The sequence below is a fragment of the Catenulispora sp. GAS73 genome (genome assembly GCF_041262085.1).
Classification (GTDB): Bacteria; Actinomycetota; Actinomycetes; order Streptomycetales; family Catenulisporaceae; genus Catenulispora.
Genome location: NZ_JBGCCM010000033.1, coordinates 91,523 through 109,805, shown reverse-complemented (window position 1 = coordinate 109,805; position 18,283 = coordinate 91,523). Strand labels below are relative to the sequence as shown.

Genomic DNA, 18,283 nt, shown 5'->3' with positions numbered 1-18,283 from the left:
GGGGTGATTTCGCAGGTCCCTAGCTTGAAGATGTCGCAATCGGGCGGCGCAGGAGAAAGGTAGAGACGATGCGGATCACGAAGTCCCTCGGCACCACGGTCGCGGCCATCGCCCTCGGCGCCGGCACGGTGCTGGGCGCGGGGCTGGTCGCCGGTACGCAGGCCGGCGCCGCCGGGCAGCAGCACAGCGTGGTCCGCCTCGCCGACTCCGGCACCCCGACCACGAGCCCGACCACGAGCCCGACCTCGACGAACCCCACCGGCGGCAACGACCCCTGGGACTGACCGAGGAGACTGTGACCGAGGAGACTCTGACCCGCAGACTCCCCACGCATCGCCTGGAGGGGCGGCCGGAATCTCCCGGCCGCCGGCGTGGCGTGTTCCGCCGACTTTTCGCAGGGTTCTACAACGTCTCCGCCACGTCCGCGCCCCGCAGCTGTTCGGCTTCCCGCAGCTCCCGGTACATCCTGTGCTGCCGGAACACGGCGATCGCGCCGTCCAGCCCCGCGCCGTCCAGCCCCCCGCCGTCCGATCGCGAGGAGTCCGGGCCCATCCGCGCCAGGTCCAGCCGCAGCACCGCGGCCCCGCCGTGGTCCATGATCTGCTCGCGGATCGCGAGCGCGGCGCAGAAGTACCCGCGCGCCTGCTCGTGCCGTCCGAGCTCGGTGCTGATCTCGCCGAGGTTGCGCAGCAGGTGCGCCTCGCCGATCACGTCGCCGATGCCGCGCACCATCTCAAGCGCGCCGGCGAAGGTGCTGCACGCCTGCTCGCGCTCCCCGCTCTGCTGCAGCATCTGCCCCACCCGGCGCAGCGCCCTGGCCTGGCCGCCGACGTAGCCGACCGACCGGTAGATCTGCAGGGCCTCGTCGAGGCGGGCGCGCGCCGAGTCGGCCTGGCCGCGCCGCATCAGGATGTGCGAGCTCTGCGTCAGCACCGTGGCCTTGCCGACGACGTCGCCGACCCGCTCGAAGTCCCGGAGCGAGTGCTCGTAGCGGGTCAGGGCCCGGTCGTCGTCGCCGCCGTGCCGGTCCAGCAGCGCCAGGTCGCGGCGGCACAGCGCCTGGCCGTGCCGGTCGTCGAGCACGATGAAGGACTCCAGCGCGGTCTGGAGCGCGTGCCGCGACTTGTCCGGCTGGCTGCGGCTCATGTACAGGGTGCCCAGCGACGCCAGCAGCGCCGCGGTGCCGCGGTGGTTGTCGGCCTGCCGGGTGGCGTCCAGGGCCACCTCGTGGGTCCGCTCCCACAGGTCGTGGAAGCCGCGCGCCTCGAACAGGGTGACCAGGGTGGTCGCGAGGTCCCAGCACAGTTCGTCGTGCCGGTTCTGCGCTGCCTGCTCGACCGCGCCGCACAGGCCGGCCTGCTCGCGGTCCATCCACTCCAGCGGGTTCTCCAGCAGGCCGGCCAGGTACTCCTGCGGCGGGTGCCACCGCGGGGCGCGGCCGTGCAGGACGGTGTAGTCGCCCCCGTAGACGGCGCGGTGTGCCTGCTCGGTCAGTGCCAGCCAGCCGCCGAGCATCCGGGTCAGGGAGTCGGCTCGGACCGCCGGGTCCTCGTGCGCGTCGAGCTGTTCGCGGGCGAACAGCCGGATGATCTCGTGGAACCGATAGCGGAACTCGCCGGTCGGTTCGACCGAGGCCACGTCCAGCAGCTGGATGTCGACCAGCGGCTCCAGCAGGTCGGCCGGCTGCGGGCGGCGGTCGTCGAGCAGCGCCCCGGCCAGCCAGCCCGGGATGGTCGGCCCCGGCGCCAGGCTGAGCAGGCGCAGCAGCCGGCGCTCGGACTGGCCGAGGCCGTCGTAGGTCAGGGACAGGGTGGCGCGCACGGTCATCTCGCCGTGCGCGAGCTCGTCGAGCCGGTGCCGTTCGCTGGCCAGCCGGCTGACCATCGAGGCCAGGGTCCAGTGCGGGCGGGCGGCCAGCCGGGCCGCGACGATGCGCAGCGCCAGCGGGAGTCCGCCGACGGCGCGGACCAGGGCCACGGCCGCCTCGTGCTCGCCGGCCACGCGTTCCCGGCCGGCCACCCGGGCCAGCAGTTCCAGCGCCCCTGCGGCGTCGAGCACGTCGAGCTCGACGCGGGTGGCGCCGGGCAGCGCGGTCAGCCGGCTGCGGCTGGTGACCAGCACGCCGCAGACGCCGGTGCCGGGCAGCAGAGGCCAGAGTTGGGCCTCGGTCGCGGCGTCGTCGAGCACGACCAGGACCCGGCGGACGGCCAGCAGCGTGCGGTACATCTCCGCACGCTCGTCGAGCAGGTCCGGGATCATCGCCCCGGGGATGCCGAGCGCCCGCAGGAACCGGCCGAGGACTTCTTCGGGCGGCAGCGGCTGGGCGCTGGTGCCGCGCAGGTCGCAGAACAGCTGGCCGTCGGGGTAGTGCTCGTCGGCGACGCGGTGGGCGACATGGGTGGCCAGTGCGCTCTTGCCGACTCCGGGCCGGCCGGCGATGACCACGACCGGGCCGCGGTGCTCGCGCGGGCCGGTGAGCAGGGCTTCGACCCGGGGTATCAGACCGTTGTCGACGTAGTCGACGGTGTCGGCGGGGAGCTGGCGGGGGCGTTCCTGGCCGTAGTGGCGCGCGGCGGGGGGCTCGGAGTCGGCGGCGGTGCCGGGCACCGGGCCGCCTTGTTCGGTGCCACTGTCCGGGAGGCGGATTCGCTCGGCGTCGACGGGCTCGACCGCGGGTTCCGCCGGTTGCCCGGCGCCGGCCGGATCCGACCCGAACGCCTGGATCGACGTCGGGCTCCCAGCGGCGTCCGGGAGGTTGAGCGCCGCGTCGCCGCACAGGATCGCCGACTCCAGCAGCCGCAGCGACTCCCCGGGCTCCAGGCCCATCTCCTCCAGCAGCAGCCGGCGCCCGGCCCGGTACGTCTCCAGCGCCTCGGCCTGCCGTCCCGAGCGGTACAACGCCACCATGAGCTGCCCGCGCAGCCGTTCGCGCAGCGGCTGCTCATCCACCAGCCGACCGAGCTCGCCGACCAGCTGGTGGTGCCGGCCCAGATCGAGTTCGAGCCCGAGCGCGGTCTCGATGGCGACCAGCCGCTCCTCGTCCAGCCGGATCCCCTTGCTGCGCAGCGTCGCCCCGGGCATCCCGCTCAGGCTCGGCCCGCGCCACAGGCCGACGGCGCGGCGCAGCACCTCGGCGGCCTCGGCGGCGCGGCCCTCCTTGATCAGCACGCGGGAGCGGGCCACCTGCGCGGTGAAGACGTACAGGTCGACGGCGTCGTCCTCGACCTGCAGCAGATAGCCGGGCGCGCGGTTGACCAGCTGCGCGCTGATCCCGGTGCCGGCGAACGTCTTGCGCAGCCGCGACACACAGATCTGCACCTGGGTGCGCGCGGTCTCCGGCGGCTCCTCGCCCCAGATGATGTCGACGAGCTGGTCGGTGCTGACGATCCGGTTCGCCTCCAGCACCAGGCACGCCAGGATGGCCTGCTGCCGACCGGCGGGGATGCGCAACAGAGCCTGCGGGCCGCCCACTTCCAACGGCCCCAGGATGCGGAACACGGGCGCGGAAGGGTTCGGAAGGCGCATAGATCTCCCTTGATCAGCCGAGCACCCTCGGTGGTTCCGCAAGCGTTCGGAGGTGATTCTGGCCGATGCCTCAGGGTTCGTCCATATGGGGCTCTGACAGGGATAACACGGCGATAGCAGTTGGTTGTGGCCGCCGCGTTGGCTGGAGACGACCGAACCGCCGCCCGGCGCGGCCCCGGATCGCCGCGCCTTCTCCCCCTAGGAGACGCCCATGGCATCCCACGATCAGCGCCGCCTGCCCCCCAGCTCGGCCGTGACCGCCATCGGGCTGGACCACGTCCGGCTCTCGTATCTGTATCTGGACAGCCGCGACATCGACGCCTACGGCTCTCTGTTGGCCGAGGAAGTGCAGGTCACGCGGCCGGACACGACGCCGCGCAGCGGGCGTCACAACGTGCTGGACATGCACCGGGGGCCGGAGGCGCCCCGGGAGCGGCACCAGATCTTCAAGACGGTCGCGGACGGCGACTGCGTCGCCGTCATGGGGCGGCTGATCCGGACCGAGGCCGATCCGGCACAGCCCGATGTGGACTTCGCGGACTTCTTCACGCTGTCCGAAGACGGCATGCTGCTCGGTTGCCGGCGCTTCTACTTCGCACCGCCGGCATGAGTTCCGCCCGCATGAGTCGCACCTCCATGAGCCCCGTCGCGGGCCCAGGCACCGGCGCGCCGGTCCCGGGCGCCGCAGAGCTGCCGGTCGTCCTGCCGGTCCGGCCACTCCGGCGCCCCTACCGTCGGACCCATCGCTCGACCTTCCCCGCCCAGCGTGCCGCGATGTGCCGTCCGCGGCGGAGTTCCAGCCTTCGTCTTCCAACCCGAGGTGGACCATGTCGGTGAACAAGCAGATCCCCGTCGCCGCGGCCGGGACCGTGACCGGACGCCTGCGGCTGCTCGCGGCGCGGGACCCCGGCCGGGCCGCGGTCCGGGTGGGCGCGGACGTGCTTTCGCGGGGCGCTTTGGACCGGCTCACGGACCGCCTGGCGGCCCGGCTGGCCGCGGCCGGCGTGCGGCCCGGCGACGTGGTGGCGGTCGCGCGCAGCGAGCGGCTGCACCAGGTGGCCGGGATGCTGGCGGTGTGGAAGGCCGGCGGCGTGTATCTGCCGGTGGATCCGGAGTGGCCGGCGGAACGCGCCGAGATGGTGCTCGCCGACAGCGGCGCTGTGTTCACACTGGATGAAACGGTGCTGGAAGCATCCGCGTTCGAGATCACCGGTGCCGATTCCGCGCTCGATCAGAACTCTGCGACGCCGTCGGAGAATCCGGACGCTGCGATCGATCCGGCCCCGGACACCCTGGCGTATCTGATCTACACCTCCGGGAGCACCGGACGTCCGAAGGCGGTGGCCGTCGCGCACCGGGCGTTGGCCCGGCACATCGACGCGGTCTCGGAACGCTTCGGGATCGGCGAGGCGGACACCGTGCTGAACTTCGCCAAGCCGACCGCCGACGTCGCCGTCGAACAGGTGCTGACGGCGCTGGCCGCGGGCGGCTGCCTGGTGCTGCCGGAGAACGGGCTGATGTCCGTGGAGGAGTTCTGGCGGCTGATCGACGCGGGCGGCGTCACCGTCGCGAACCTGCCGTCAGGGTACTTCCACGCCCTGGTCTCGGCGGTGCGAGACGGCCGCGGGATCCCGGCGACGCTGCGCACGATGATCTCCGGCAGCGACCGGCTGTCGCCGCAGGCCGCCGCGAGCTGGGTCGAGCTGACCGGGGTCCGGCTGCTCAACGCTTACGGCCCGACTGAGACGGTGATCACCGCCAGCGCGCACGAGGTTTCCGCCGACCCGGGCGGCGAGGCGGTACCGATCGGCACCGAGGTGGCCGGACGCGTCGCCCACGTGCTCGACGACCGGCTGTCCCCGGTCGCCGCGGACGGCGTGGGCGAGCTGTATCTCGGCGGCCCGGTCATCGCGGCCGGCTATCTGGGGCGCGCGGAGCTCACCGCGACGCGGTTCCTGCCCGATCCCTTCTCCGACGCGCCCGGCGCCCGGATGTACCGCACCGGCGATCTGGTCCGGCGGGGCGAGGCCGGCTTGGTGTTCGTCGGACGGACCGACGACCAGGTGAAGATCCGCGGCTTCCGGGTGGAGCTCGGCGAGGTCGAGAACGCGCTGGCGGCGCACCCGGCGGTGGCCACCTGCGCGGTCGCGGTGGACGAGGCCCCGGGCCGCGAGGCGCGGCTGGCCGCGTACATCACGGCCGCGGCGCCGGCTCCCGGCTACACGGAGATCCGCGACTTCCTGGCCGATCGGCTGCCCGGACACCTGATCCCGGCGAGCCTGACCGTACTGGAGGAGCTGCCGCTGACCGCGAACGGCAAGGTGGACCGGGTCGCGCTGCCGGCAGCCGCAGCCGGGGGAGCCGACTCCGACACGTCGCACGCCCCTGATGATCAGGCTCCTGACGAACGCTCCATCCCGCGCACCCCGGCCGAAGAGCTCATCTCCGGCATCTGGGCGGACGTCCTCGGCGTCGCCGGCGTCGGCCGCGGGGACAACTTCTTCCACCTCGGCGGCGACTCGCTGACCGCCGTGCGGGTCGCCAGCCGGGTGTTCGAGGTCTTCGGCCCGGTCTCGCCCTACCTGATCTTCGACGCGCCGACCCTGGCCGACTACGCCGCGGCCGTGCACGGCCAGTTCACCGGGCAGGACGGCCGGAACCGGACCGCTCCGGTGCGGACCGCGGCCGCGAGCGCGCCGCTGTCCCCGTATCAGCGCGGCTTGTGGGTCCAGGACTGTCTGCAGCCCGGCACCGCGACGTACAACGTGCCGTGGGTGTTCGAGTTCGACGGCGCCCTGGATGCCGAACACCTGCGCGACGCGCTCGCCGGGGTCGTGGCACGGCACGAGGCGCTGCGGACCACGTTCGACGTCGCCGACGGCGCCGGACGGCAGATCGTCCACCCGCCTTCGGCCCCGGCGCTGCGCGTCGAGGACCTGACCGGCGTACCCGAGGCCGAGCGCCGCGCCCGCGTCGAGGCCCTGATCCGGGCCGACGCCCAGGAGCCGTTCGACCTCCAGACCGGTCCGCTGCTGCGGTCCCGGCTGATCGTCGAGTCAGAGCGTTCGGCGAGCCTGGTGCTGGTGTTCCACCACCTGATCTGGGACGAGGGGTCGCTGCCGGTGCTGGACCGCGAGGTGAGGGAGCTGTACGCGGCGCGTTCGCAGAACCGTCCGGCGCGGCTGGCCGAGCCGGCGATCCAGTACGGCGACTACGCCGCCTGGCTCGACGCCGAGGGCGTGGGCAAGGAGCAGCTCGCGTATTGGCAGGAGCAGCTGCGCGACCTTCCGACCGGGGTCGCCGTGCCGCCGGACCGAGAGCAGGCGACGGATCCTGAGAGCCGCCTGGAATACCAGCGCTTCGATCTCGGCGCCGAACTGGCCGCCGGTGTCCGGGAGCTGGCACGCAGTCAGGACGCGACGCCGTTCATGGTGCTGCTGGCGGCTCTGGTGCTGGCCGTCCAGCGGCGCGGCGGCGAGGACGACCTCGTGGTGGCCACGCCGGTGAGCGTCCGCGACCGCCCTGAGCTCGACGACCTGATCGGCTACTTCATCAACCTGCTGCCGCTGCGCTTCCGGATCGGCCCCGGGCTGCCGTTCCGCGACGTGCTGGCCCACGTTCGCCAGGTCGCGCTGGAGGGCTATCGGAACCAGGCCGTCCCGTTCGAGCGCGTCGCCGACCTGGCCCGCGTCGAGCCCGGGGCCGCCAGGCACCCGCTGGTGCAGCTGGTCTTCGAGGCGCACACGGCCTCTCCGGCGGTAGCGCCGGTGGGCGGAGCGGCGCTGTCCCGCCGACTGCACGTCAACGAGCTGTCCCGCTTCGACCTGTCGTGGTCGGTGGAGGACGACGGCACCGGCTTCACCGGCCGCGTCGAGTACGACGCCGGGCTCTTCGACGCCTCGACGCCCGCCGCGCTGGCCGCCGACTGGACCGCGGTGCTCGCGGCGGTGGTCGCCGATCCGGAGCTGGCGGTCGTGGAGTCGGCCGGCTCGCCGCAGTCGGGCGGCTCGCCCCGCGATCCGCTCGCGGAGCCGGAGTCCCCGGTCACGGCGCGACGTCCCGCCGGTATCGACGGCGACCTGTTCAGCGTGTTCGCCGAGCAGGCGGCGCGCACCCCTTCGGCCACAGCGCTGGCGTTCGGCGAGATGAGCATCACCTACGCCGCACTGGCGGCTGCCGCCGCCCGCGTCGCGACGACCCTCGTCCAACGCGGCGTCGCCGCGGGCGACCTCGTCGCGGTCACCCTGCCGCGCGGCGTCGACATGGTCATGGCACTGCTGGGAGCGCTGAAAGCGGGCGCCGGCTACGTACTGATCGACCCGGAACTCCCCGCCGGACGCCGCGCAGCGGTCCTGACAGACACCGCACCGGCCCTGATCGTCGACGAGGAACTGGTCGCGCACGACCCCGGCCCGGCACCCACGGAACACGTCGCCGTGGACCCGGAGTCGGTCGCGTGCCTGATGTTCACCTCCGGCTCGACCGGCCGGCCCAAGGGCGTGGCGGTGTCGCACCGCGCGCTGCTCGCCACGTATCTCGGGCAGAAGTACGCGGCCTTCGACGCCTCGCAGGTGTGGCTCCAGTGCTCGCCGGTGTCCTGGGACGCGTTCGCGCTCGAACTGTTCGGCGCGCTGCTGCACGGCGGCACCTGCGTCCTGGCACCGGGTCAGCGCCCGGACCCGCAGACCGTCGCCGAGCTCGTGGCCCGGCACGGCGTCACCCAGCTCCAGCTCTCGGCCAGCCTGTTCAACTTCCTGGTCGACGAGCTTCCCGAGGCCTTCGCCGGGGTCCGTCTGGCGTTCACCGCCGGCGAGGCGGCGTCGCCGGCCCACGCGGCGCGGATCCGGGCCGGGTATCCGGAGCTGGTGGTCGTCAACGGCTACGGCCCCGTGGAAAGCCTCGGCCTGACCACGTCCCACGTCATCGGGCCCGACGACCTGGGATCGGCCTCGGTGCCCATCGGGACGCCACTGGCCGGCAAGGGCGTCCGGGTGCTCGACGAGCGCCTGCGTCCGGTGCCGCCGGGCGTCACCGGCGAGCTGTACTGCACCGGCGACGGACTGGCCCACGGCTACCTTCGCCAGCCGGGTATGACGGCGTCCCGCTTCCTGCCCGATCCTTTTTCCGGCGATCCCGGCGCGCGGATGTACCGCACCGGCGACCTGGGGCACGTCGACGAGGCGGGCGTGCTGCACATCGCCGGGCGCGCCGACGACCAGGTGAAGATCCGCGGCTTCCGCGTCGAGCCGGCGGAGGTCGTGGCCGGGCTGCAAGGGATCCGGGGCGTGCGGCAGGCGGCTGTCACGGTCGTCGGCACAGGGTCCACGGCGCAGCTCGCGGCGTGGGTCACCGGTACGGCCGACATGCCGTCGCCGCAGGACATGCAGGAGCAGCTGACCGGACTGCTGCCGGACTACATGATCCCGACGACGGTCACGGTGCTGCCGCGGCTGCCGATGACCGCCAACGGAAAACTCGACCACGCCGCGCTCGCGGCGCGGCCGCTGCAGGCCGGGCCGTCCGGCGAAGCAGGCGGCGACACGGCCAGCGACACGGCTGACGACAAGGCCGGCGACGGCGCACTCACCGACGCCGAGCGCCTCGTCGCCGACGTCTGGGCCGAGGTCCTGGGCCTGGACGCGGTCGGCACGGACGACACCTTCTTCCGCCTCGGCGGCAACTCGCTGGCGGCGGTCCGCGTCGCGATGCGGCTGTCGCGCCGGACCGGCACGAAGGTGCCGCCGCGGTTGGTCTTCTCCGCCAAGACGGTGCGCGCCCTGGCCCGTGCCCTGCCCGCCGCGCAGCCGATCCCCGCCGGGACCGCCCCCGGCCCGAACCAGACGGAGACCCGATGAGCACCCGCACCGCCCCGGCGTCCCGCCCCCAGGCCGGTCTGTGGTTCCTGGACCGCTGGAATCCGGGTTCTGCGACGTACAACACGCCCTGTGCCCTGGAGTTCGACCATCCCGTCGTTCCGCAGCTGCTCCAGCGCGCGCTGGAGCGCATCGTGCACCGGCACGAAGTGCTGCGCACCACTTTCGTCCTGGGTCCCGACGGACCGTTGCAGCTGATCCACGACACGGTCCGGGTCCCGCTCGTGCTCCGCACGCTGCCCGAGTCCCCGCCGGCCGAGCGCTCCGCCGTGCTGGAGGAGATCCTCGCCGCCGAGGCGGCGACGCCCTTCGACCTGTCTCAGGGCCCGTTGATCCGCGCCACCCTGGTCGGCCGGACCACGCTGCTGGTGATGACGCACCACATCGTGTGGGACGGCTGGTCCGCATCGATCTTCGAGCACGAACTCGCCGAGCTCTACAGCGCCTTCGAGGCCGGCCGCGAACCGGACCTGCCGCCGCTGACCGAGCAGTACGCCGACTACGCGTCGGCCGAGACCCGGCTGGACCACGCCGAGCACCGCGACTACTGGAGTACGGCGCTGGCCGGCGTCCCCACGGAGCTCGACCTGCCCACCGACCGGCCCCGTCCGGCACTGCAGACCCACCACGGCGGCACGCGCGGGTTCGCCGTCCCCGCCGGGACCGCCGAGCGCCTGCGCGACCTGGCCGGACAGGAGGACGCGACCGCCTTCGTGGTGCAACTGGCGGCGTTCGCGGTCCTGCTCGGCCGGTACTCCGGAGCGCGGGACCTGGTCATCGGCACGCCGGTGACCACCAGGGCGCGCCCGGAGCTGGAAGACCTGATCGGCTACTTCGTCAACCTGCTGCCGCTGCGGGTCCGGCTCGATCCCCGGGCCACGTTCCGCGACCTCGTGGCGCAGGTCCGCGACACGGCCTTCGACGCCTACGCGTACTGCGACCTGCCCTTCGACGGCATCGTCGACACCCTGGGCCTGGAACGCTCGGCCCGGCGCGCGCCGCTGGTCCAGGTCGTCTTCGGGGCGCACGGCGAGGACCGGGCACCCCTGCGGTTCGGCTCGTCGCGGGCCACCCGGCGCACCGTGGCCAACGCCACCAGCAAGTTCGACATCACCTGGTCCACGTTCGACGACGGCGAACTGCGCGGCGAGATCGAATACAACACCGACCTGTTCGACACCGCGACCGCGGAGCGGCTGGTCGCGGACTGGCTCGACGTACTGCGGCGGGCGCTGGACGCCCCGGACTCGCAGTTGTGGCGGCTCACGCCGGGCGCCGCCGAGCCGGTCCGGCCCAGGCCGCTGCCGACGGTCCCGACCCGCTGTCTGCACCAGGGCTTCGAGGACGCCGCGGACCGCTTCCCCGACCGTCCGGCGCTCAGTTTCGCCGGCGCCACCCTTACCTACGCCGAGCTGGACGCCCGCGCCAACCGGCTGGCCCACGCCCTGATCGGCGCCGGGGTGCGGCCCGGCGACCGGGTCGGTCTGCTGCTGGACCGGACGCCGCACGTGGTCGAGGCCATCCTCGCGGTGCTGAAGGCGGGAGCGGCCTACGTGCCGGTCGATCTGACCGCCCCGGCCGACCGGGCGGCGTTCGTGTTCGGCGACACCGGGGTGCGGGTCGTGGTCACTGACCAGGGCGAGGCCGCTCCGGCCGGCCCGTGGCGGTGCTTCGACCTGGCCGAGCAGGCCGCGCACGTGGCGGTGAGCCCCTCGGTACGGCCCGGCGTGCCCGTCGCGCCCGGCGCCGTCGCGTACCTGATCTTCACGTCCGGCTCCACCGGCGCGCCCAAGGGCGTCGCCGTGGCGCACGAGCATGTCAGCCGCCTGATGTCCTCGGGCCTGGAGCATTTCGGGTTCACCGAGGACGACGTCTGGACCCTGTTCCACTCCTACGCCTTCGACTGGACCGTGTGGGAGCTGTGGGGCGCGCTGCACCACGGCGGACGTCTCGTCGTGGTGCCCTATCTCACCAGCCGCGACCCGGGCGCCTTCGCCGATCTGCTGGCCGCCGAGGATGTCAGTCGTCTGTGTCTGACGCCTTCGGCGCTGCGGCAGCTGGAACAGACGTTGCGGGCCGAGCCGCGTCCGCTGCCGGCCTTGCGTCAGGTGATGCTCGGCGGCGAGGCGTTGGACCCGGCGGTCGTCAGGCGGTGGTTCCAGCTGCCGGAGGGTTCGCGGGCGCCGCTGTGCAACCTCTACGGCATCACCGAGACCACGGTCCACGTCACCACGCACGATCTGGCGGGGGCGGACGGCTTCGACCGAAGCCTGATCGGCGGGGCGATGCCGCATCTGGACGCGCTGGTGCTGGACGAGTGGCTGCGGCCGTGTCCGGTCGGCGTGCCGGGCGAGCTCTACATCGCGGGCGCGGCCCTGGCCTACGGGTACTGGGGCCGGTCCGGGCTGACGGCGCAGCGGTTCATCCCGGATCCCACCGGGACGCTTCCGGGCGGACGGCTCTACCGGACCGGCGACGTGGCGCGGCGGCTGGCCGACGGCGGGCTGGAGTACCTCGGACGCTGCGACCACCAGGTCAAGATCCGCGGTTTCCGGATCGAGCTCGGCGAGATCGAGAACGCGCTGACGGCGCATCCGGCGGTGCGCACGGCCGTGGTCACCGTGGCCGGCGAGGATCCGGACGATCGCAGGCTCGCCGCCTACATCACCGTGGACGGTCCGGCTCCCGGCCACGCCGAACTGCGCCGGGCTCTGAGCGGCACGCTGCCGGACTACATGATCCCGGCGACCGTCACGGTGCTGGACGTGCTGCCGGTGACGCCGAACGGCAAGGTGGACCGGGCCGCGCTGCCCGCGCCGCAGCCTTCTGCGACGGGGTCGGCCGGGGCTGCCGGTTCGGGTGGGGGCGCCGCGGGCGAACCTCTCGCCGAACCGCCGGCCACCCCGGCCGAGCGACTGCTCGCCGAGGTGTGGACCGAGGTGCTGGGTATCCCCGGGATCGGCCGCCGAGACGACTTCTTCCACCTCGGCGGCGACTCGATCCGCGCCGTGCGCCTGTCCGGGCGGCTGCGGGAACACGGATGGACCCTGTCGCTGCCCGACCTGTTCTCGGCGCCCGCCCTGGCCGACCTGGCGACCCTGCTGCGGCCGGCCGACGCCGACGCGGATCCGGCCCCGGCGACCGTCCCGTTCGCCCTGGTGTCCGAAGACGACCGCGAGTCCCTGCCGACGGACGTCGTCGACGCCTATCCGATGGTGTCCATGCAGCTGGCCATGATCTTCCACATGGAGCTGTCCGGCGGTGTCGGCGGCTACCACAACGTGAACTCCTACCGGGTCGGCGGCCGGCTCGACGAATCGGCGCTGCGCCAGGCGATCGCCGACGTGATGGCGCGGCATCCGGTCCTGCGCACCAGCCTGGATGTCTTCTCCTACAGCGAGCCGTTGCAGCTCGTGCACGCCGAGGCCCCGGTCCCGCTTCAGACCTCCGACATCAGAGCCCTGACGGAGAGCGGCCGGCAGGACGCCGTCACCAGGGTCTTCGATGAGCTCTGCGACGCCAGGTTCGACCTGCGCACCGCACCGCTGTTCCGGGTCGTGGCCCAGCGCCTGGCCGCCGAGGAGTTCCAGCTCACGCTCGCCGAGCACCACGCGATCCTGGACGGCTGGAGCTTCACCTCCATGCTGACCGAGATCCTGGAACGGCACGCGGCGCTGCGCCTGGACCCGGACGCGCCGCGCGCGCCGTCGCCGGCCGTGGCCTTCCGCGACTTCGTGGCGGCCGAGAAGGCCGCGGAGCGTTCGCCGGACAGCGCGGCGTTCTGGCGGGACCGGTTGGAAGGCGTCAGCGCGGTGCTGTTCCCCGGCGCCGGGCCGCGATCCACCGATGCCGAGATACCGCGCACTGTCGAGCACGTCATCCCGGACGCCGATCGTGTGCTGCGCGGCGCCGCCGCGGCGGCCGGGACGCCGGTCAAGGCGGTCGCGCTGGCCGCGCACGTGCTGGCGCTGACGGAGATCACCGGCCAGGCGCGGATCACCACGGGCCTGTCGGTGAACGGCCGGATCGAGCGGGACGGCGGCACCGAGTGCTACGGCCTGCACCTGAACACCGTGCCGCTGACCGTCGATGTGGACCTCGCCGGATCCGGCCCGGCCCTGGTGCGCCACGTGCACCGCGCGGAGACCGAGCTGCTCGCGCACCGGCGCATGCCGTTCGCCCGCCTGGCCCGGCTCATGGCCGACACCCGGCTGGACGCGAACTTCGCCTTCCTGCGCTTCCACTCCCTCGGCCGGCTCGCCGGGGACGCCGACGGCACCGGCGCGGGCCGGATCGTCGACGACCGCATCGGTTGCGAGCCGACCCTGCGGTACGAGCCCACTGATTTCGCCCTGGGCGTCGCCCTGGTGCAGGACCCGTCGTCCGGCCGCGCGCTGCTGGCCGTCGACCACCTGCGCTCCCAGGTGCCCGAGGCGGACGCCGACCGGTACGCGGCCGCCTATCTGGCCGCGCTGGCGGCACTGTCCGAACCGCACCCCGAGCCGGCGGCCGCCCGCTAGCGGCGGCTCGCCGGCACCTTCCGCCTGATCCGGCCGCGCGCCGGTGCGTCAGCGAACCGAACCGAGAGTGAAGAAAGGCATCGCAATGGACGCTTTCACCGAGTTCACCGTGGTCGTGAACGACGAGGAGCAGTACTCGATCTGGCCGACCGAGCTGGACGTCCCCGGCGGCTGGCGCCAGGCGGGGCGGACCGGCACGAAGGAGGAGTGCGTGGGTTACATCGACGAGGTCTGGACCGACATCCGCCCGCTCAGCGTGCGGATGGCGGCGGCCCGGTAGCCGGGCGCGACGGATCAGGCGGAAGGAGGCGCGGGACATGAATGCGATGACGAAGGATGTCGAGCAGCTCGCCGGCAGCGCGGCGGGCCGCCAGGACGAGGGCTTGTTCGGGGTGTTCGCCGAGCAGGCCGGGCGGGCGCCAGCGGCGACGGCGCTGGTGTTCGGGGAGCTGCGGGTCAGCTACCGGATGCTGGCGGCGGCCGCCGGGCGGGTCGCGGAGGAGTTGGGGCGGGCGAGAGTCGACGGCCGCCGCGGCGACGGCGACGGCGCTGGGGACCGCATCGGTGCCGGTGCCGGTGCCGATGTCGGTGCCGGAGCCGGGGCCGGGGTCGGGGTCGGCGTCGGGGACCTGGTGGCGATCACGCTGCCGCGCGGTGTCGAGATGGTCGCGGCGCTGCTCGGCACCTTGAAGGCGGGCGCGGGCTATGTGCTCGTCGACCCGGATCTGCCCGCGGCCCGGCGCGAATCAGTGCTCGCCGACACCGCGCCCGCGGTCGTGGTCGACGAGGCGCTGATGGCGCGCGCCGGCATCGACGCCGCCCGGATGGCCGCCGGCGACGACGCCGAACCGGCGTTGGCCAGACCGGTATGGACCGATCCGGCGGCTGTGGCCTCAGTGATGTTCACGTCGGGCTCGACCGGCCGGCCCAAAGGCGTCGTGGTCCCGCACCGCGCCATGCTGGCCACCTACCTGCGCCAGCGCTACGCGGCCTTCGACGCCTCGCAGGTGTGGCTGCAGTGCTCGCCGGTGTCGTGGGACGCGTTCGCGCTGGAGCTGTTCGGCGCGCTGCTGCACGGCGCGACGTGCGTGCTGGCCCCGGGGCAGCGTCCTGACCCGGAGACGGTCGCGGAGCTGACCGTGCGGCACGGTGTCACGCAGTTGCAGCTGTCGGCCAGCCTGTTCAACTTCCTGGTCGACGAGTTCCCGGGCACGTTCGCCGGACTGCGCGTGGCGTTCACCGGGGGCGAGGCGGCTTCGCCCGCGCACGTGGCACGGATCAAGGCCCGCTATCCCGACCTGGTGGTCGTGAACGGCTACGGGCCGGTGGAGAGCCTGGGCTTCACGACCTGCCACGTCATCGAGCCCTGGAACACCGAGGCGGCGGCCGTTCCGATCGGGGTGCCGATCGCCGCGAAGGACGTCTACGTGCTCGACGAGCGGCTGCGTCCGGTGCCGACGGGCGTCGCCGGCGAGCTGTACTGCGCCGGCGACGGACTGGCCCACGGCTACCTGGGCCAGGGCGGGCTGACCGCGTCGCGCTTCCTGCCCGACCCGTTCTCCGACCTCCCCGGCGCGCTCATGTACCGGACCGGCGATCTGGGACACGCGGACGCCGGCGGGGTGCTGCACGTGGCGGGCCGGGCGGACGACCAGGTGAAGATCCGGGGCTTCCGGGTGGAGCCGGCCGAGATCGTGGCCGCCGTGCTGGCGGTCCCCGGCATCCGGCAGGCGGCGGTGACCGTCGTCGGCGAGAAGCCGGAGGCCCGCCTGGCGGCTTGGGTGACCCGCGACCCCGACGCGCTCGCGCCCACGCCGCGGCAGGTGCGCGAACTGCTCGCCGACCGGCTGCCGGACTACATGATCCCGGCCGTGGTCACGGTACTGCCGCGGCTGCCGATGACGGCCAACGGCAAGCTCGACACGGCGGCGCTGCCGGCGCCGCGGTTCACGGCCGCGCCGGGCGCCGAAGCCGTCGCAGTGCCCGAAGACAGTCTGCTGGGGCGGATCGGCGCGGTGTGGTCGCGGGTGTTGAAGGTCGGACCGGTCGGGCCGCATGACGACTACTTCGCGCTCGGCGGCCACTCGCTGAACGCGGTCCGTACGCTTTATCTGCTGCGCGAATCGCTGTCGGTGGAGATTCCGCTGCGGGCGCTGATGGACGCGCCGAACCTGGCGGAGTTCACCGACGCCGTACAGCAGGTGATCGACAGCGGGGCGGCCGTGCGCAAGGTCGTGCCCCTGCTGGGACGGCGGGGAACGCGATGACGGCCTCGGTTCTGCGCGCGGCGCACGTACCGGCGCCCATGCTGACGCCCGCGGCGACGCCCACAACAGCGCTGACGCCCGCGCCCACGACAGCGCCGACCCGGCCGCGTCCGGCCGTCGAAGCGTGGCTGTACCGCCCGGTGCCCCGGGGGCTCCAGGCCCGCCAGCTGGTGTGTTTCCCGCACGCCGGAGGCGACGTCACCGCCTTCGCCGCGCTGGCCGAGGAGTCGCCGGCCGGGGTGGAGGTGGCGGCGGTGCGGCTGCCGGGGCGGGGCGGCCGGTTCCGTGAGGCGATGCCGTCGCGGTTCGACGAGCTCGTGGCCGACGTGGCCGAAGGTATCAGGACCCGGATACGGCCCGGGTCGGTGTTCTACGGGCAGAGCTTCGGCGCGCTCCTGGCGTACGAGGTCGCCCGCGCCCTGCCGCGCGCGCTGCGTCCGGCGCTGCTCGTCCCGGCCTGCGCGCCGGCGCCGCAGGACTGGCACGGCACGGTCCCGGACCCGGCCGACGGCGCCCTGGACCTGTTCCGGGCCTGCGGCCTGGCCGACCAGCTGCCGGATGACAGCGGCCTGCGGGAGCTGACGCTCGGAGTCCTGCGTGCGGACCTCGCCGTGTGCCGTTCCTACCGCCATCGCCCGGCACCCGGCTTCGACACGCCGATCCACGCCGTCGCCGGTGCCGACGATCCGGTGCTGGCAGCCGGCCGGCTCCAGGCGTGGGCCCAGGCCACCGAGGGACCGTTCGCCGCGACCGTCGTCCCGGGCGGCCACCTTCTGGCCTGCGCGCTCGACGCCGGACCGGCCGACCTGCTCGCCCGCCTGGCCGTCGGCGATCCGCTCGCCGCCGGAACCTCCCCCGCCACCGACCTCCCGCAAGGAGCCCGACCATGATCGCGACGACGACGAGCGTCGACCTGAGCGACCCCGGCCTGTGGTCGCGGCCCGACCTGGCCGACCTGATGGACACCCTGCGCGCCGAGGCGCCGGTCCGTCGCACCGACACCGCCCAGGACGGGCCGGTGTGGTCGGTCATGTCCTACGAACTGGCCTCGGCCGTCCTCACCGACGCCGCCACCTACAGCTCGACCAGTGGATCGCTGCTCGGTTCCGGGGCCGGCCAGTGCCCGGTCGGGGCCGGCCGCATGATGGCGCTGACCGATCCGCCCCGGCACCGCGAGCTGCGCGCGCCGGTCCTGCCGTTCTTCTCCGCCAAGGGGGTGCGGGGCTACCGGGAGCGGCTCGAACAGATCGCGACGGCGGCGATCGGCGACGCGGTGGCCCGAGGCGAGGCCGACCTGGTCCAGACCGTCGCGACGGTGCCGCTGGCCGTGATGTGCGACCTGCTCGGCATCGCGGAGCAGGACCGCGCCATGGTGGTCGAGGTCTGCGACCAGGCGTTCCTGGGCCGCACCCCCGAGGAGCGGCGGGCGGGGCACCAGCAGCTCATCCCGTACCTGTTCACGCAAGTGATGCAGCGGCGCGTGAACCCCGGCGAGGACCTGATCAGCGCCGCCGCCACGCACCGCGTCGCCGGCCGGCCGCTGCCGGTGGAGGACGTGGTGCTCAACCTGGACAACATCGTGGTCGGCGGCGTGCAGACGGTGCGGCACACGGCCGCCATGGGCATCTGGGCTCTGATGCAGCACCCGGAGCACTGGGCCGCGCTGGCCGAAGGCCGCGTGGACCCCGACTCGGCCACCGACGAGCTGCTGCGGTGGACGTCGGTGGGACTGCACGTCCTGCGCACCGCGACCCGCCGGGTCGAGCTCGGCGGGCACACCGTCGAGGCCGGCGACCGGGTCGTGGTGTGGACGTGGCCGGCCAACCACGACCCGGCGGCCTTCGACCGCCCCCGCGAACTGCGGCTGGACCGCTCGCCCAACCGGCACCTGGCCCTCGGCGTCGGACCGCACTACTGCATCGGGGCGCAGCTGGCCAAGGCCGAGCTCGGCGCGATCTACCGCGCACTGCTGACGCGGGTCCGGACGATCGAGCTCGCCGGCGAGCCGGAATACAACAGCTCGATCATCAACTTCGGCTTCGACCGGCTGCCGGTGCGGCTGCACGCGCGGTGAGCGTCCGAGTCCGGCACCAGAGAA

The 18,283-nt window shown here is 73.6% G+C and carries 9 protein-coding genes; 8 read left to right on the top strand and 1 reads right to left on the bottom strand.

Going from position 1 to position 18,283, the window contains the following annotated elements; translation table 11 throughout:
• The first annotated feature begins 68 nt into the window (after positions 1–68).
• On the top strand, positions 69–284 hold the full coding sequence (locus ABH935_RS38360; protein ID WP_370382881.1) for a hypothetical protein: 216 nt from the start codon (positions 69–71) through the stop codon (positions 282–284).
• Between the two features lie 118 nt (positions 285–402).
• Here the strand turns inward: ABH935_RS38360 and ABH935_RS38355 are convergent, their stop codons facing one another.
• On the bottom strand, positions 403–3,525 hold the full coding sequence (locus ABH935_RS38355; protein ID WP_370382880.1) for a BTAD domain-containing putative transcriptional regulator: 3,123 nt from the start codon (positions 3,523–3,525) through the stop codon (positions 403–405).
• A gap of 211 nt (positions 3,526–3,736) precedes the next feature.
• Here ABH935_RS38355 and ABH935_RS38350 point away from each other — a divergent pair, with 211 nt between their 5' ends.
• The 7 genes from ABH935_RS38350 (at position 3,737) to ABH935_RS38320 (ending at position 18,259) form a co-directional block, all read left to right on the top strand.
• Positions 3,737–4,135: a nuclear transport factor 2 family protein gene (locus tag ABH935_RS38350; protein ID WP_370382879.1), complete on the top strand. Its 399-nt coding sequence runs from the start codon at positions 3,737–3,739 to the stop codon at positions 4,133–4,135.
• A 217-nt stretch (positions 4,136–4,352) separates the two neighbouring features.
• A complete protein-coding gene (locus ABH935_RS38345) occupies positions 4,353–9,380 on the top strand; it encodes an amino acid adenylation domain-containing protein (RefSeq protein WP_370382878.1) in 5,028 nt (1,675 codons plus the stop codon).
• Entirely contained in the window at positions 9,377–13,918 is a 4,542-nt protein-coding gene (locus tag ABH935_RS38340; protein WP_370382877.1) for an amino acid adenylation domain-containing protein, read from the top strand. Before ABH935_RS38345 ends, ABH935_RS38340 begins: the two co-directional genes overlap by 4 nt.
• An 85-nt stretch (positions 13,919–14,003) precedes the next feature.
• Complete coding sequence (locus ABH935_RS38335) at positions 14,004–14,198, top strand: MbtH family protein (RefSeq protein WP_370382876.1); 195 nt, start codon at positions 14,004–14,006, stop codon at positions 14,196–14,198.
• Positions 14,199–14,235: 37 nt separating this feature from the next.
• Complete coding sequence (locus ABH935_RS38330) at positions 14,236–16,185, top strand: amino acid adenylation domain-containing protein (RefSeq protein ID WP_370382875.1); 1,950 nt, start codon at positions 14,236–14,238, stop codon at positions 16,183–16,185.
• Positions 16,182–17,075: a thioesterase II family protein gene (locus ABH935_RS38325; RefSeq protein ID WP_370382874.1), complete on the top strand. Its 894-nt coding sequence runs from the start codon at positions 16,182–16,184 to the stop codon at positions 17,073–17,075. Before ABH935_RS38330 ends, ABH935_RS38325 begins: the two co-directional genes overlap by 4 nt.
• Positions 17,072–18,259, top strand: a complete 1,188-nt coding sequence (locus ABH935_RS38320; RefSeq protein ID WP_370382873.1) for a cytochrome P450 — start codon at positions 17,072–17,074, stop codon at positions 18,257–18,259. Before ABH935_RS38325 ends, ABH935_RS38320 begins: the two co-directional genes overlap by 4 nt.
• Positions 18,260–18,283: the final 24 nt, after the last annotated feature.

Coding starts and splice junctions, on each gene's coding strand:
- ABH935_RS38360 (WP_370382881.1), top strand. CDS start 69: ATGCGGATCACGAAGTCCCTCGGCACCACGGTCGCGGCCATCGCCCTC.
- ABH935_RS38355 (WP_370382880.1), bottom strand. CDS start 3,525: ATGCGCCTTCCGAACCCTTCCGCGCCCGTGTTCCGCATCCTGGGGCCG.
- ABH935_RS38350 (WP_370382879.1), top strand. CDS start 3,737: ATGGCATCCCACGATCAGCGCCGCCTGCCCCCCAGCTCGGCCGTGACC.
- ABH935_RS38345 (WP_370382878.1), top strand. CDS start 4,353: ATGTCGGTGAACAAGCAGATCCCCGTCGCCGCGGCCGGGACCGTGACC.
- ABH935_RS38340 (WP_370382877.1), top strand. CDS start 9,377: ATGAGCACCCGCACCGCCCCGGCGTCCCGCCCCCAGGCCGGTCTGTGG.
- ABH935_RS38335 (WP_370382876.1), top strand. CDS start 14,004: ATGGACGCTTTCACCGAGTTCACCGTGGTCGTGAACGACGAGGAGCAG.
- ABH935_RS38330 (WP_370382875.1), top strand. CDS start 14,236: ATGAATGCGATGACGAAGGATGTCGAGCAGCTCGCCGGCAGCGCGGCG.
- ABH935_RS38325 (WP_370382874.1), top strand. CDS start 16,182: ATGACGGCCTCGGTTCTGCGCGCGGCGCACGTACCGGCGCCCATGCTG.
- ABH935_RS38320 (WP_370382873.1), top strand. CDS start 17,072: ATGATCGCGACGACGACGAGCGTCGACCTGAGCGACCCCGGCCTGTGG.